This is a genomic window from Nostoc sp. UHCC 0251 (assembly GCF_034932245.1).
Lineage (GTDB): Bacteria > Cyanobacteriota > Cyanobacteriia > Cyanobacteriales > Nostocaceae > Nostoc.
The window spans coordinates 15,519-29,977 of sequence record NZ_JAYGHD010000301.1 but is presented as its reverse complement, the minus strand read 5'-3'; the positions used below and the strand labels follow the sequence as shown (position 1 = coordinate 29,977).

The following is a 14,459-nucleotide window of genomic DNA, read 5'->3' as shown; positions in this document are numbered from 1 at the left end:
GTACCAAAGTAGAAGATGAGAGCAGGGGAGAATTCATAACAAGTTTCTCCCCTTTGCTTTTTGATCTCCTTATGCCTCAATTACTTACAGTAGAACTTCACAAGTCAGTATTATCCCCAGTCTACATCTGAAATTAATCTTCTACTTACGTCTACTTAGGTATATATAATTTAAATTTTAACAATCTAACAAAGTATCTTTATTAACTACATACTAAATTAAAGGCAAAATATTATATAAGTAAATACCAAGCAATGAAATTTATGTTGTCTTCAAAAGGTGAACTAAATGATACTGCGGCAAATGGGCAGCAAATGCTAACTGCCACTCAAACCAAGTGGGAGGAAGGAGGCAATCGCGAGCAAATATTCTACCTGATTGATAGTCTTTTGTCCTTTGAAGCTTGTCTCTACCACCAAATTTTGCCTTTTGGATTAGAAGACAAAAATCTCTTGCTAGGTATGGTTCATCCACAAGATACCGAGGCACTAGATTATGTTAGTCGCATTTTATCTTATATTAATCGCACAATGGTGATTGAGGCGATCGCAGCCGATGCTCACCGCAGAATACTTTCAGCCTACCTCAACCATAAGAATATATCCCAGCTAGATGCCCAACAAGTGCATCAGCCAACAGCAGATTTTCCCCCCACAAATAACGCAGCTAGCATTGCTGACAAACCTATTACCTCCCTAGATGCCAACTCTGAGTCAAATCAGCAACCAATATTGATGGCGTTTCAGACACAAAAGCATCAACATTCTGGGCAGCGTGTAGACTTGCCTCCTATCCCAGAGTTAGATAAATCATTTCAAACTACGAGTAGTCAAGAGCGAGAAACTTCAGAAGTAGCACCACCAAAAAATTTACCTATTTTGCCCACGCAAGTTCTCGAACTATTTAGTCCTATTGAGGTGCTGCCAACACTACCACCCAAGAAATTACTAGAAGAATTACTAGGGCGAATTCTGGCTGGGGGAATTGGTCGGCTGTACTTAGAAAGACAAGCTTATGAAGGCAAAATACTGTGGAGTGACAATGGAGTATTGCAGTCCGTATTAGACAAACTGCCGCTCTCTGTTTTTCAAGGGGTACTTAATGAATTAAAGCGGTTTGTTTCCTTGCCTGTTACCAAAGTTACAGAACCAAAACAGGTAGAGAAGGAATACGTATATCAAAAAAACCGCTTGTTATTACGCTTGCGAGTTATACCAGGAATCTACGGTGAAGAGGCAACACTCCAAGTCTTGCGAGGAGCAGCATTAAAGTTCTATCAACAACAACAATTGACGCGTCTGGGCCGCGATGCCTTAGTAATTTCTCAACAACTAAGCTTCAAATTGCATGAGCTACAAGAACGATTTTTCCTGAATCCTGACCTCGGCTCTCAGCAATTAGAGGCTTTAGTTACCCTGAATCAACTAGTAGAAAATTTAGACCAACAAATCCAAATACTGGCACAGGAAAGCGCTTACCCAACAAACCTCAAATCATAATTCTGTAAGTGAAATCGCTGTTTCCAATTCTATACATAATTGTTATGTTGTAATGGAACTCTAGACCAATCGATTTTAGAGTTCAACTCAAATAGGTACAGATTTTGCTGCCGTATTCTACTTAAGATTACGGTTTAAATAAATTTATAGTGACAAAGTTAGTTTCCTGCTCTTGAATCCATTTTTTGCAAATATTTCATGCAGACTGAGGTTTTTAGTGAACTTTTCCCCTTAATGAGTACAGCCACTCCACAGACTTTGGAATGGCTGCTCAACGTTGCAATCGAACATGAATACCCATCTGGGCGAGCCGTTGTGATGGAAGATGCCTGGGGTAACGCCGTTTACTTTGTTGTTTCTGGTTGGGTCAAAGTCCGGCGTACCGTCGGGGAAGATTCAGTAGCTCTGGCAATTTTCGGTCGGGGCGATTTTTTTGGAGAAATGGCAATTTTGGATGAATCTCCACGCTCAACCGATGTCATAGCCCTTTCGGGCGTGAATTTGCTGAGTGTATCCAGAGAGCGCTTTATTCAAATCTTGTTCAAAGACCCGCAGTTACATCACCGGATGTTACAACTTATGGTGAGGCGATTGCGGCAAATTAACTTGCGTTTACAAATGCGGTCTTCACCACCAGCAGTCAAACTCGCCCATACTCTAGTGACTTTAGGCGAAAGCTATGGTCAAGAATCGAATTTTGGAAAAGAAATTTTTAACATTCCCTTCAAGGATTTAGCAGAGGTAACAGAAATTGGTGTTGAAGAAACCACCAAAATTATGGAAAAGCTGCATGAGAAAGGGTGGATTAAAATTGACAACGCCAACAACATCATTTATCTCGTAAACTTCAAACAGTTGATGAACTTGGCTGGCAAAGTTTGATTGTTAACGGTTCTTAATTGAATGCACTACTTTTTTTGTGGGATAGAGAGAAGTTTGTATGTAGCAAGATGCCGTAGGCTTCGGCTTCCTTCACTCACAACTTCGGAGCGTCGCGTGCTAGAACAGGCGCGTCGCTCCGAAGTTGTATGGAATTGACTTTTGCAATTTACAACACTCCCAAGCGCAAGCAACATCAGAACTGAAATGGAGCTTGCGCTGGTTAAAATGTAGTTAAGTACTTCTGCTACAAAACCTGCAACAGTTGTTTAATTTTGTTGTCTTGGCGTTCTTTGAATTTTTCTGGAAAAATTAACTCGAGCGCAATCTTGCCATTTGTCTCTTCTACTGCATAAATTTCGGCAACAAATCGGTTAGATGAGAGGTTATCCCCATCCTCATTCAACAGTAAACCAACCAATGGTTTAACAGTTCGCATCGTGTGCAAATCCTGTTGTCCTAGCATTTTGTGAGAAGACACAGCTTTTGTATCCTCTATTTCCAAGCGCAAACCCGTTGTTCCTAATTCTGTGGCTACTCCAAAGAAGAAGTTACCATCCCAGTAGAGTCGGCTATGGCTATTTACCTGCTTGCGTACCTTTTTACGGTTAGTTTGTTTCACATCACGCAAGGCCCGAGTCAGACTTGTGGCTAGGAATCCAAGAGAAGCGAAGGGTCGGTCTACATACTGGCCCTTTTGAGAATACCACTCCTGTACATCAGAATACAAAACTAGAGTTAAAGCATCGCGTTGGGCATTGTTGAGCTTCACAAAATCAACAGCCAAAAGTGTTTCTGTGTCATTAATAGGAGAGACTCGGACAATCTGTGCTGTTAAAGAGGCGCTAGCAGTATAGTCTCCCATCACCTCAACTTCCACTTCCTCCAGTAAATTGGGCCAGGTTTCCAAAGAAATTAATGCCCCGGTTTCTGAAATATTCACCGTTTTGCCCATGATTGTTTGACCGTTACTGGTAATCAAGATGGGAAGACGACGCTGTAAACGGTGGGCAGTACGTACTTGTGGTTGTTCAAAGCCAACCAGCAAAGCAGCTATCAGCAAAATCAGATTAAAAACAGACCACATGGTGTTGACTAAGACCGCTTGCCAATCTTCAGGATGTAGCAGCAGCCAATAGGGAACAGCTAGTAAGGAACAGACCACAAGTGCTGCCACTACCAAAAGACCACGCATCGATTCCCAATCAAAGGTACGTTTGGTTATAGACGTTCCTTTATCGGTAACGTTAAATGAACCCAGCTTGGGATTAAACAGCGCTAACATCGTCACCCACCCAGCCTGGAAAGCCATTGCAAATTCAAAAATTTCATTCCAGAAGGAGAAACGGACGTTTTTGTAAATGATGTAGTTAGTAAAAAGGGAGAGGAGAATATGGGGTAGGGCGTAGGCTAGAGTTTCTAAACCCAAACCTTGGACAGAGTTAATGCCAAATAATAAAAAGAGTGTGGGAGCGATCGCATATACTAGTCGAGGATAGCCATACAAAAAGTGTGAAGTCGCGCTAAAGTAACAAATCCGTTGTGCAAATGTCAGGTTTAGCTTCGGATTAAAAATGGGGTTTTCTAATCGCAAAATCTGCGCCATCCCCCTGGCCCAACGCACTTGTTGTCCCACGTAAGAAGAAAACGTTTCTGGCGCTAAACCAGCCACCATAATTTTGTCGTAGTAGACAGACTTGTAACCCAACGAATGCAATCGCAAAGCAGTGTGGCAATCTTCTGTCACGGTTTCCACCGCAATTCCCCCAACTTCTAAAGCGTGGGATTTACGAATTAATGCTGCGGAACCGCAGAAAAAGGCAGCATTCCAAAAATCGTTACCTTTTTGCAGTACCTTATAGAACAGTTCATTGCCTGCGGGTATTCTACCTTTGGTGACCAAATTACGCTCGAAGGGGTCGGGGTTATAGAACCAGTGAGGAGTTTGGACAAACGATACTTTGGGGTCGAAGAAAAAACCCATTGTATGCAAGAGAATTTGCCGCGATGGAATGTGGTCGCAGTCCAGAATCAACACTAAATCGCCGTCGGTTTTGTAAAAGGCGGTATTGATATTACCTGCTTTAGCGTGGTCGTTATTGTCCCGCGTCATGTGTATACAGCCGAGTTCTTGGCACATTTGCCGTAGCTGTTCCCGTCTGGCGCTAAACTGTTCTCGGCGTGGGTCGTTCTCTTTGTACTTTTCTGGACGACCATCATCAAGAACATAAACCTTTTTCTGATCAGGGGCATAATCACAGGCTAAGGCTGCCACAGCCGTTTTACGAACAATCTCCACATCCTCGTTGTATGTGGGGATGTAAATATCAACTTTGAACCATTCTTCAACAGGAATATTTGTGAGATTAACTGGTTGGCGTTCTTGAATTTTCAGGGTTTGAAAGTATGCCAATACCAAGGTGAGGATGGCATAAAGTTCAGCAGCGTACAAGAATACGCAAGCGATGCTGTTGAGCCAACCATCAAAGTTGAGGGTGTAGCTGGTGCGGTAGTATAAATAACGCAGGGTTGTTACCATACTCAGCCACAGCATAAACAGGTGATAATAGTGGCTGATTTCTGAAGAGGACTCTTGAAACTCTGCGTGGATAAGCAGTTGACCGAGTAGTACGAGAAACACTGCTACCAATCCCTGCTGCCATACTTCTATTGGAGTAATAATCAGTGGCACTGAGAGCAACAATAGCAGCAGGATAAACCACTTAAACTGTTTCAGACCGACCTTTTGAAGAGTGCGGTCAAAAAATCGGGGGGTAATATCAATCAACCAATTGCTCAATTTTGAGCGCTGGCGATCGCGTGATTTCCGAGGCGATGTATGTGGAGAAGAAGACATTTTGGATCTAAATTTTGAAATTTAAATTTAAGATGGGCGATACCTAATCGAAAGTGTCTACTTTTTGTCAGCAGTCAAGCGCTTGATATACAACTGAAGAATTCCGTAAAGAATTAAAGACACACTGAAAATGCCTACAGGTAGCAATAGCCAATTTTCTTGTAAAAAGCGTGATGCTTTACTGAGGAGAGTGGTATTTTCTAAGCGACGAGTGTTTGGGGCACTTTGGAAAAACTGTAGTTGATAGGCATCAGCATCGTAGGAAACTGGGTCTTTTTGATCGCTACTAATTAGCACCGTATCCTTTTTGAGTTGGAAGAACCACGGATCTTGATTGAGGACTTGCCGCACTCGCTCTAAACCAGTTTCGGTTTGAGATGTTAAAGCTAGAACGACGCGATCGCTATTCCAAGGAGAGATAATTTGCTTAATCATCCCTTGTGTATCTTGCGGGGTCTGAACCACAGCATTGGCAGAGGAACGGGAATAGGCCTGACTCAAGTTGAAGCCAGTGGAATTAAATACTTCGGGAAAAGGAAAGTCTTCTCGCGTTCCAATTCCTACCAAATGGTCATTTTTGCGGGCTTTTGTTGGCAAAGCATCCGGTGTATAAACATTTAGTTTGACAGCATCTGCTTGACTGAGCCTTCCTAAGCGTTCGCTAAAAGCTAACAAAGTCAACACATCTGTCTTCGAGGGGATTTGTGGCACGACAATCGCTGTCTGGGACAAATCCTGCGGTGCAGCAAAGGGGAAACCGAATTTCAGCAGGTTCAAGTCTGGTAGTTGTGTAGAAATTTCCCGCTTCAGGTCGAAGCTAGTATCAGAATGCACCGTACCTGTAAGTTGTTGATCTGGTGGCTGAAGACAATTCTGTTTATCAAACGGTTCTCTGGGATTCATCCGCAAGAAAACTTGTATTTTCGAGCTGGGTTTGATCAAATTTTCCGGCAAATTGACTTTCAGGTTTTTGCGAGTTTCTCCCGCCTCAGAATCAAGACGTGCCCCACCAATGAAAACTCCATCCAGTAAAACTTCGATCGCCGAAGTTCGCGGATTAACCTGCGGCCCGTAGCTATACACCAGATTCATGGAACTACCCCGGACAAACCGATCATCTGGTAAAGCGCGAAAATCAATTTCAATTGGCGGCGCTCCGATCCCACGTACAGTTACATCACTAAACGGCTCACCATTTACCTGGGTTTTGATGTCGCCCAGTTTAAAAGAATTTTGTTCTGGCAAATAACGAGGCCACTGGCGGAGTCCTGGTGTAGAACCTTCCTTGATGGTACTGACGAATACTACCTGACCAGTCCCCATTTTCCGCAAATCTGGCTGTGATAAAAATTGGGTTGCCTTTTCCACCGCTTTTGCACTGTTGCCAGTAGCAATTAAAACCGGAACCCCACTCTTTTCAGCTTTAGTTATAATCAACACCCCTGTTTCATCTGGTACGAGGTTATTATCACGATCAAGAATTTGATTGCTGACGATTTTCAGGGGCAAATTCTTCCAAGTATTTAGGGTTGGTTGCTCGTTGGGAGTACCAATGATCACCAAGCGATCGCTTGCCTTCACATTTGCGACATCAGACACCAAGCTCGTCTGAATCGGGCGAAAATCTGCGATTCTCCCCAATGCTGCTTGTAAGCGAGCTGCTGTTGTCAACCAGGATTGATCAACTTGACTCGGTTGCAAATAAGCAATTTGGTTAGTTTCTAAGCCGAGTTCGTCAAAGAAAGGATAAGGATAGCGGCTGAAATTCAGGGGAATCGGCTGTCGTTCATAGTTCAAGATTAATTTGGAATCTGGCAGAATCTCCGTCCACAAGTCGGGGCTACTAGGGTCGCTACATTCAATGCTGTTATTCTGCTGTGCCACCAATATGAGTTCGTTATAGTCTTGCAGCAGCTTTGTTGGGATATTAAAAAGTACTTGACCTACTTGGGACTCTTTGCGATTGAGTGGTACGCTACCAACACTGGTGCCATTGACTAACACGGTCAGGTTAGAGCGATTGGCATACAGGGATGGTGAATGTTGAAAACGGATTAAAGCTTGTACCTTACCCCGATCTAATTTCCAGCCACGAGGACGGGTAAAGGCAAGACGACCTTCTGAGTAAACCCCGCGTAAGCGCATCCGGTTGCCCACAATCGGACTACGATTAAATTCTAGGGTGTAACTTGTCAGATTCTTGGCACTAGCAGCTTTTAAGTCTGCTTTACTATTATTTTCTGATGTCGTTGCTTGAGCTAATAAAGTTACTTCTTGTTGCAGATCACCTTTGGTTTGAGCTTGAGCGCTCAATAATGAACTAGGAAATAAAAAAAAGCAAGAAGTAACAATAATTGCTTTTTTACTAATTTGGGAAAGATGAAACAATTGCTTCATGGTAAAGTGTGATTTTAGTGTGAATTTACTCAAATTTTTTATGTAAAAAGCACAAGTATTTTGTTGCTTTTAGAACTTCAAAATCATCCCATCGGATTTTTTTTTAAAATCAACGGAGTCAGTCTGCCACTAGTAAAAGTTAGTTGGGAAGCTTATGCCCTAACTCAGCGTTAGGGAATTTCATTTAAGCAATCGCTGGGGAATTGTCTTTGGAGGTAGCAATCCTAACCAAGCCAAATTCTGGGTGTAATAAGCAGATTGATCCCCCCAAATTCCCTGCTTGTATTGAGGCAGTATTTTTTTCACAAGCAGTTCTTGAGCGATCGCTGGTTCTACCAACTGCATGGCGGTATAAAACATAGCGTATTGGGATGTAGCTTCGTAATCCACTAATGCTTTCCCTTGGAGATCGATAGTTGCTGGTAAACTCGATTGTTTACTCCACAGTTTTTGCAGGTGCTGAGTGGATTTCACTAGATAGCGCTGCGCTTGGGGTGAGTTGAACCAGGCAGCATCCAACGACAAACGCCACCAGACTCGATAGGAATCAAAGCTATACAAACTCTTCAGATTACTAGATGCTGGTAGGGTTTGGTATTTTCCGGTTTTGGTATTTAGAGCTATCCAATCACTGGGTAAACCTACGCTAGAAAGCTTTGCGGAATCTTCTAGCACTTGATAGCTGCTGTCTACCAAACTCAACCAATCATGTTGGGGGTCAACTTGTGCAAAGATGCGAAAAGCATAAGGTGCAAAATAAGAGGGATTCAGGTAAAGAGTAGATGCATTCGGGACAAATGCAGCTACAGGTCCTGGTAACAGGTAGCGCTTACCTTGGGTTTTTGAGATGGTGGACAAGTTCCACAAATCTTGCAGTTTAACTTTTGCCAGTTCCAGGTATTCGGGACGATTCCAACGCCGTGATGCTAAAATCAGGGCAGTAATCGCATCTATATCTCCATCACTGGCAAAGTTACTGTCGATGACACCCCAGTTACCATCTTCTTTTCGTCCCCACTTCCAAGCCCACAAACTATCTGTGCGTTTACCATCTACTTGGCGCTGGAGGTTATTTTCTGACCACTTTAAAGTCAGGGCAAAAGTTGCCGGATCATTGATCAGTACTGCTCTTAGCAAAGCATAAGCTTGACCTTCACTAGTTGAGCGATCGCTTGCTTCGTAATCAATCACCCGTCCATCTGACTGAATAAATCTTTGGCGGTAGCTATCCCAACTTTGGGCTAGTAATTCCCGGTTGGGGGTGGATTTAGGGAGATCAGCTAATAATCCAGTGAGATTTTGACTACTACCTTCAGTGGGGACGTTTGCCACCGGAGTTTGCTCATCCGGGGTTTTGGGGTTTGCTGCCGAGTAACTAGAGACACAGGCAGATAAACCAATCAGGCAGGAAATAGCTGCCACTCTTGGGAAGTGCCACATCCTAAGAATAATTTGATTTGTAAAAAATTAGCTGATGGGGATAGCACAAAAATGTCATCTCCGTACCCTTATTGTTCCCTTGTAGTTGTTGAAAATTAACTTTTATGAAGCAAGTTAAGCGATCGCTAATTTCTGTTTCGGCGTTGATAGTCTTCCCAAGGGGGTTGAAATCCTCGTCGTAGCAGAAAGTCTGTTTGAATTTGTTGTATTTGCCGAGATGCATCGCTATCATTTCCTCCTTCTGCGGCTGCTTCGAGTTGTAGTTGTTCTAACTGTGCCAACGCTGTCAAAGGCTGATCTAAAATCGCATTCAAGCCAGCAAGGGCGCGGCGTGTACCTTTGTCTTCCGGTTTTTGTGCCAGCACTTGAGCATAAATCTCTTGTGCCGATTCAAAGCGGCGTTGTTCAAAGCGAATTCCGCCCAAAGCTGCTAGGGCATCGATGTTATCTGGCTGCTGCGCCAAAATATTCTCATAGGTATTGCTAGCCAAATTCAAATCACCTACAGATCGAGCCAACTCTGCCTGCAACTGGTATGAGTCAGAAGTTTTGGGAATGCGAACAATTAACTGCTTCATCCGCGCTCGTGCTTGAGCAGGATTGCGTTTTGCTATCACCTGTAATAAGCGCAGTTGTAGTGGTATGGAACTAGGGTCAACTTCTAGCAGATAACTATATAAAGCTTCTTTTTGTGGATCAGTAGGCAGCGCTCCTAGCAAACTGTATAGTTCTGGAGGAGTATTAGTTGCAGGTTGTGTAGCTAACCAATTGTTGAGAACTGCCTCTGCTTCTGGTTGCGTGATCCGCTTGGCTTGATAGGCGATACTTGCACGCCCTAGTTGAATAGACAAATTTTGAGGATTGCGGGCTATCAATTGGTCATAAACTGTCACAGCCTCATCAAAACGCTTTTGTTGCAGTCGCACTCCAGCCAGTCCGGCCAAAGTAGCATCAATAATATCGCTACTATTTGGCTTACTAGCAAGCACAGCTTGGTAACGTTGGGCACTCGCTTCGAGACTACCCTCACGACGCTCAATTTCTGCTGCTAATAACTGGGGTGCAAGGTCTTTAGCACCTGCGGGGGTAGCTGTGTAAGCTGCCAAGGCTTGCCTTGCCCCATTCAAATCTTGACGCTGCACATACATCTGCGCTACCCGGAAATTCAAAAACGGGACGTTAACCCCCATTTGTAAAAGATTTTGGTACACAGGTAAAAATTCTGGGTCGGGAGCATCAATGTTTACTAAGGCATTAGCTAGTTGTTGCAACTGGACGCGATCGCTCGGTGCTGATTGTATTGCAGTAGTCAAACGCTGTTTCAAGTCATTTTTACTGAGCAAACCTAGCTGATTTTCCAAAGCCAATTGCTGCACCACCAGACTTTGATCGTTGGGAAATTCTAAAGCCACCCGTCGATACAGTTGCAGTGCTGTTTGTCGTCCTTCGGGGAACCCAGTAAAGACATCAGCGACTTCACGCAGTAGTTTGGGGTCAGGGTTGGGATCGGTTTGGAGTGCTTGACGGTAGAGATTGAAAACTTGCTGGGTGAGAGTAGGATTATTGGTGTACTTACGAATTTCATTGAGCGATCGCGCTAAGGGCAAAATCGCATCTGGCCTTCCCTGTAATACATCTAAAACCGCCAATGCTTGAGCTTGTTGTTGATTGACAAGATATGCTACAGCCAGTTCTTTACGGGTTTCAAACCCTATCTGGTCAAGTTTATTGGAGCGCTGCAACTGTGCTTCTAACACCTGTACTGCTCCCCCAGGATTGCCTGTTTCTCGTAAGGAGCGACCGTAGGCTACTGCTGCATACCCTGTAATGGCTTTACCAGTGGAGCGATAGCGGTTAAACAACTCTAGTGCTTTAGGAAAATCCCCACTGTAACTATAAGTTTGAGCTGCACCAACGACTGCCTCTGGTGTGGGGTTGTTGTTCAGCGCTATTTGGTAGTCTGCCAGGGACTCGGTTAATCGTCCTTGATAAGAGTAGAGGAGAGCGCGGTAACTACGACCTTCTGAATCGTTAGGATTTAACTCTAATAAAGTTGTCAGAGCTTCAATTCCTTTTAAGTTCCACTCAGGACGATAAGTAGCCAATATACCAACTGCCTTTAAAGCTAGCTGGTTGTTGGTGTCTACTGCCAGTACTTGTTGATAAGCACTCCAAGCTTCAGGTATACGTCCGGCTTTGCGATAAGCGATCGCTAATCCTAACTGAACTTGTGAAGATTGCGGTTGACTTTTGAGGGCTTGCTGGAAGGCTGCGATCGCATCATTAATGAAGCCTTTTTTTAACAATGCAAAACCCTTTTGTGCCGATGCTGATAAGCTCTGTGCTTGAGCAGGGGCAATGCTGACCAAAGATGGCACAGTTAGCAAGTAAGTAAAAAGTAAAAATGAACAAGTAAAAATAGAACGATATTTAATTTTTTTAGGTTTTTCCTTTGGCCTTTTATCTATATTGTTTTGACTCATTGAGTAATTCTCCCTCTGGGAGTGACATCAAATTCTGATTTAACCCTGACACCGAAGACTGTTTCTGAGAAATCATCACGTGCTTGAACCGAAAAGCCTATCCGTAGATTGTCAATAAATTTAAAATCATAGAACATTTCCAATACATCCGGACGATTTTCACGACGTAGGCGATCATTAGAGAGAGCGCGTCCATAAGCGATTCCTAATCGGTCATCTGGGGTAAACAGATCCAAAAAGCTAGCTCCCAAAACGTAAGTATTTGCACCCTCTCCTAAAGTGCGGTTTTCGTAGCGACCATAGCGCCCAAACAAACCTAATTTCAGATTAGGAATAAAGACTTCGGCATTGACACCGTATGCTTCTTCGCGATCATTTTTATCAGGGCCAAATTGATTGTTTCCTCTGGCAAGGCTATAGCTTTCGAGGAAGCTATCACCAACACCAGCGTCGCGATCGCTGGCATAAGTACCACGAATAATTGCATTGCCGTAACGGACGCCGATTTCGCCAGCAAATCCATCTAAAGAAAAGTCACCGATTTTGTCTGCTGATGAAAAGACTGCCGCTTTCGCTTCAATATTGTCGGTGACACTCCAATCGGCTAACAAACCAGTGCGGGAACTAATCCCTGTCGCCGCCAGTGCTGGGTTGGTTTGAAACACCGGATTAAAGAATTGACTGGCTCCATCTTTAGCAAAGCTGTTGCGATCGAAATAAGACGTTAAATCTATTTGACCGATCACAAACCGCAGATTAGGTACTCCTGCTAGTGAAGTCGCCAAATAAAGCTCGTTGATGTTCAAACCCTCGTTTCGGGAGTCATCCAAGTTGGTGCCTTGGCTTGTTAAGTCTAGGGTTGCCCCAATCAAAGCTTGAGGAGACAATGGGTAGATTCCAGTGACTCTCGCCCGCGCTGAAGTGTCGCCGCCTTGGGTAATATAAACTCCTTGGAATTGTAAAGAGGGTTCCCTTAAACTACTGCTAGGAAGCTGGCGGCGTTGTTGAGTAGTTGTCGATGGGTTAACTGGCACTGCTGCGCTTGGAGTAGGAGTCGTACTAAGGACTGATGGTGTTGTCTGTGGATTGAGTTGTTGATTAAAAGTTGGCGCTACTCCTGGTGCAGTGAATTCTGGCGTTGCAGGCAAATTCGGAAGTGGTGGCAGGGGAGCTATTTGAGAACTGAGTAGTTGATTAAAAGTTGGTGCTGCTGGTGCGGTGAATTCTTGCGTTACAGGCAAGTTGGCAAGTGGTGGCGGTGGAGCTGAATTACTTGGTGGCTCTGAGCCGTTCATCTGTCCCTGCAATCCTAAATTAAGGCCAGAACCTGCTGCCACTCGTGGTGCAATAGAACTACGTGCCGCTGCCGGGGCTTTTCCAGTTACTTGCTGCTCAATGAAGGCACTCTCCATCTGTTGGAGATCGTTGACTGGTTTGGGTTCTACAACTTTCAACGCTGGATTAGCGATCGGTGCAACTGCTACACCAGTCGTTACACGTGGAGGATGTAATGTCTGCGACCCTGGGACAGGTAATTTAGCCACTGGTAGCGGTTCTGCTAAACCTAATTGGTAGTCGAGAGCCTCTAGCTGAGATGGGTTGACTTGAGCTGAAGACTTTTCGCTCACTGCCAGTACCCAGCAAATCGAGACGGCGACAGTACAAAGCAGTGGATAAACCTTGTGGTACTGGCTTGAAAAAGTAAATTTATAACGATCTAATACTATTTGCCTCATCAGCCTAGTTGGGTAACAACTACATATTTAGGTTATTGAATGTCGCTACTTTAGCAAAGTAAATGAGTATTAACCACTAGATCGAAAAAAATTCGTAATTTTAAATTAATTGATTAAGAGTCGATAAAATTTGTTAGTTTTAACAATAAATTGGGCATAATAGGTAAAAACATCAGATTGCTTAGTAAAAAGCCAAAAAAGTATTTTTTATTATGGATTATCTTGATTTAAAGACTATTTTGCACAGATTTAAAGCTTTATTTACTGCTAATTTCCAGGTAAGCATCTTTCTAATGCTTTTAACTACCAATTATGGCTGTGTTCAAAAAGCACAAGAAAAGCTGGAAATGAAAATTGCAGATGTACAACTTATATCAAGTAAAGGTGTATACAATGTCGTCGGTAGTACCAATCTCCCCGAGTCTAGTAAGATTACAGTGTCCGCTGTGCGTTATTTACGTCCAGCATCAGGACAAGCAGAAGCTTTACTGAATTCAGACACGAATACTAGCCGTTCAATTCTGGCTCGTCAAATTGTGGAAGTGAAGCAGGGAAAATGGGAGGCTGCGCTGAATCTGTGGCAAGTTTCACCCAATGGTAGTTTCCAAGAAGTTTGGCAAGCCAATCCAGCACAAATACCACTCTTTCCAGAAGGTGGCGTTACATTTGTAGCTATTTTCGATCCTGCTACTCAGTCGGAACAGCTAGATAATCAAAACTCTCAAAAGTTGAAGTCAGAAAATCAACAGCTTGAAAAGCTTGAAGGAAAGTTGATTCGCTTTACTAACGAAGGTGAAAGATATTTAGAAGTTAGCCAAACATTAACAATACCCCTACCTACGGGGAAAACAATACCACCTCGTCCGCAACCGGAAGACTTGAATGGTGGTTGGGGAAACCGATATCAAATCCCACCGCAATCCATAGCTTCTAAAAGTACCTTACTTCCACCAATAAAAAATAGGCAAACGAATGCCTATGTGACTCCTTCAGAGTTTCTTAGGTGATAATTAAGATGACCATCAAACCCATAAAATAATCCTGTCTATGTACCCCTACTTACTTCCTACTTTATTAAGGACGGGGTACTATAGCCTTCCATCTCTATTTTTGATAGATAAAAACTGGAATACCAGCCTCAATATGAGCGCTGGTATGCAGATATTAA

The 14,459-nt window shown here is 43.5% G+C and carries 7 protein-coding genes and 1 pseudogene; 3 read left to right on the top strand and 5 right to left on the bottom strand.

Annotation, left to right across the window (positions count from 1 at the left end; translation table 11 throughout):
• Positions 1–254: 254 nt before the first annotated feature.
• A pseudogene (locus tag VB740_RS36855) lies at positions 255–476 on the top strand (pilus assembly protein PilB); the annotation flags it as partial.
• 1,221 nt (positions 477–1,697) lie between these two features.
• Complete coding sequence (locus tag VB740_RS22750; RefSeq protein WP_323202176.1) at positions 1,698–2,381, top strand: Crp/Fnr family transcriptional regulator; 684 nt, start codon at positions 1,698–1,700, stop codon at positions 2,379–2,381.
• Positions 2,382–2,625: 244 nt separating this feature from the next.
• On the opposite strand, the gene bcsA is transcribed toward VB740_RS22750, so the two are convergent.
• The 5 genes from bcsA to VB740_RS22725 all read right to left on the bottom strand — a co-directional run bounded on the left by bcsA (position 2,626) and on the right by VB740_RS22725 (position 13,291).
• On the bottom strand, positions 2,626–5,235 hold the full coding sequence (gene bcsA / locus VB740_RS22745; protein ID WP_323202175.1) for a UDP-forming cellulose synthase catalytic subunit: 2,610 nt from the start codon (positions 5,233–5,235) through the stop codon (positions 2,626–2,628).
• A 57-nt stretch (positions 5,236–5,292) separates the two neighbouring features.
• A complete protein-coding gene (locus tag VB740_RS22740; RefSeq protein WP_323202174.1) occupies positions 5,293–7,632 on the bottom strand; it encodes a cellulose biosynthesis cyclic di-GMP-binding regulatory protein BcsB in 2,340 nt (779 codons plus the stop codon).
• A 180-nt stretch (positions 7,633–7,812) separates the two neighbouring features.
• Positions 7,813–9,072 (bottom strand): glycosyl hydrolase family 8, encoded by a 1,260-nt coding sequence (locus VB740_RS22735; RefSeq protein WP_416290433.1) that lies wholly within the window; start codon positions 9,070–9,072, stop codon positions 7,813–7,815.
• A gap of 125 nt (positions 9,073–9,197) precedes the next feature.
• Positions 9,198–11,555 carry a tetratricopeptide repeat protein gene (locus tag VB740_RS22730; RefSeq protein ID WP_323202172.1) on the bottom strand — a complete coding sequence of 786 codons (2,358 nt, stop codon included), beginning with the start codon at positions 11,553–11,555 and terminating at the stop codon, positions 9,198–9,200.
• Complete coding sequence (locus VB740_RS22725) at positions 11,552–13,291, bottom strand: carbohydrate porin (RefSeq protein ID WP_323202171.1); 1,740 nt, start codon at positions 13,289–13,291, stop codon at positions 11,552–11,554. The genes VB740_RS22730 and VB740_RS22725 overlap by 4 nt, the downstream gene beginning before the upstream one ends.
• A 293-nt stretch (positions 13,292–13,584) precedes the next feature.
• Between VB740_RS22725 and VB740_RS22720 the strand changes: the two genes are divergently transcribed.
• Complete coding sequence (locus tag VB740_RS22720; protein WP_323202170.1) at positions 13,585–14,298, top strand: hypothetical protein; 714 nt, start codon at positions 13,585–13,587, stop codon at positions 14,296–14,298.
• The last annotated feature ends 161 nt before the right edge of the window (positions 14,299–14,459 follow it).

Coding starts and splice junctions, on each gene's coding strand:
- VB740_RS22750 (WP_323202176.1), top strand. CDS start 1,698: ATGCAGACTGAGGTTTTTAGTGAACTTTTCCCCTTAATGAGTACAGCC.
- bcsA (WP_323202175.1), bottom strand. CDS start 5,235: ATGTCTTCTTCTCCACATACATCGCCTCGGAAATCACGCGATCGCCAG.
- VB740_RS22740 (WP_323202174.1), bottom strand. CDS start 7,632: ATGAAGCAATTGTTTCATCTTTCCCAAATTAGTAAAAAAGCAATTATT.
- VB740_RS22735 (WP_416290433.1), bottom strand. CDS start 9,072: ATGTGGCACTTCCCAAGAGTGGCAGCTATTTCCTGCCTGATTGGTTTA.
- VB740_RS22730 (WP_323202172.1), bottom strand. CDS start 11,555: ATGAGTCAAAACAATATAGATAAAAGGCCAAAGGAAAAACCTAAAAAA.
- VB740_RS22725 (WP_323202171.1), bottom strand. CDS start 13,291: ATGAGGCAAATAGTATTAGATCGTTATAAATTTACTTTTTCAAGCCAG.
- VB740_RS22720 (WP_323202170.1), top strand. CDS start 13,585: ATGCTTTTAACTACCAATTATGGCTGTGTTCAAAAAGCACAAGAAAAG.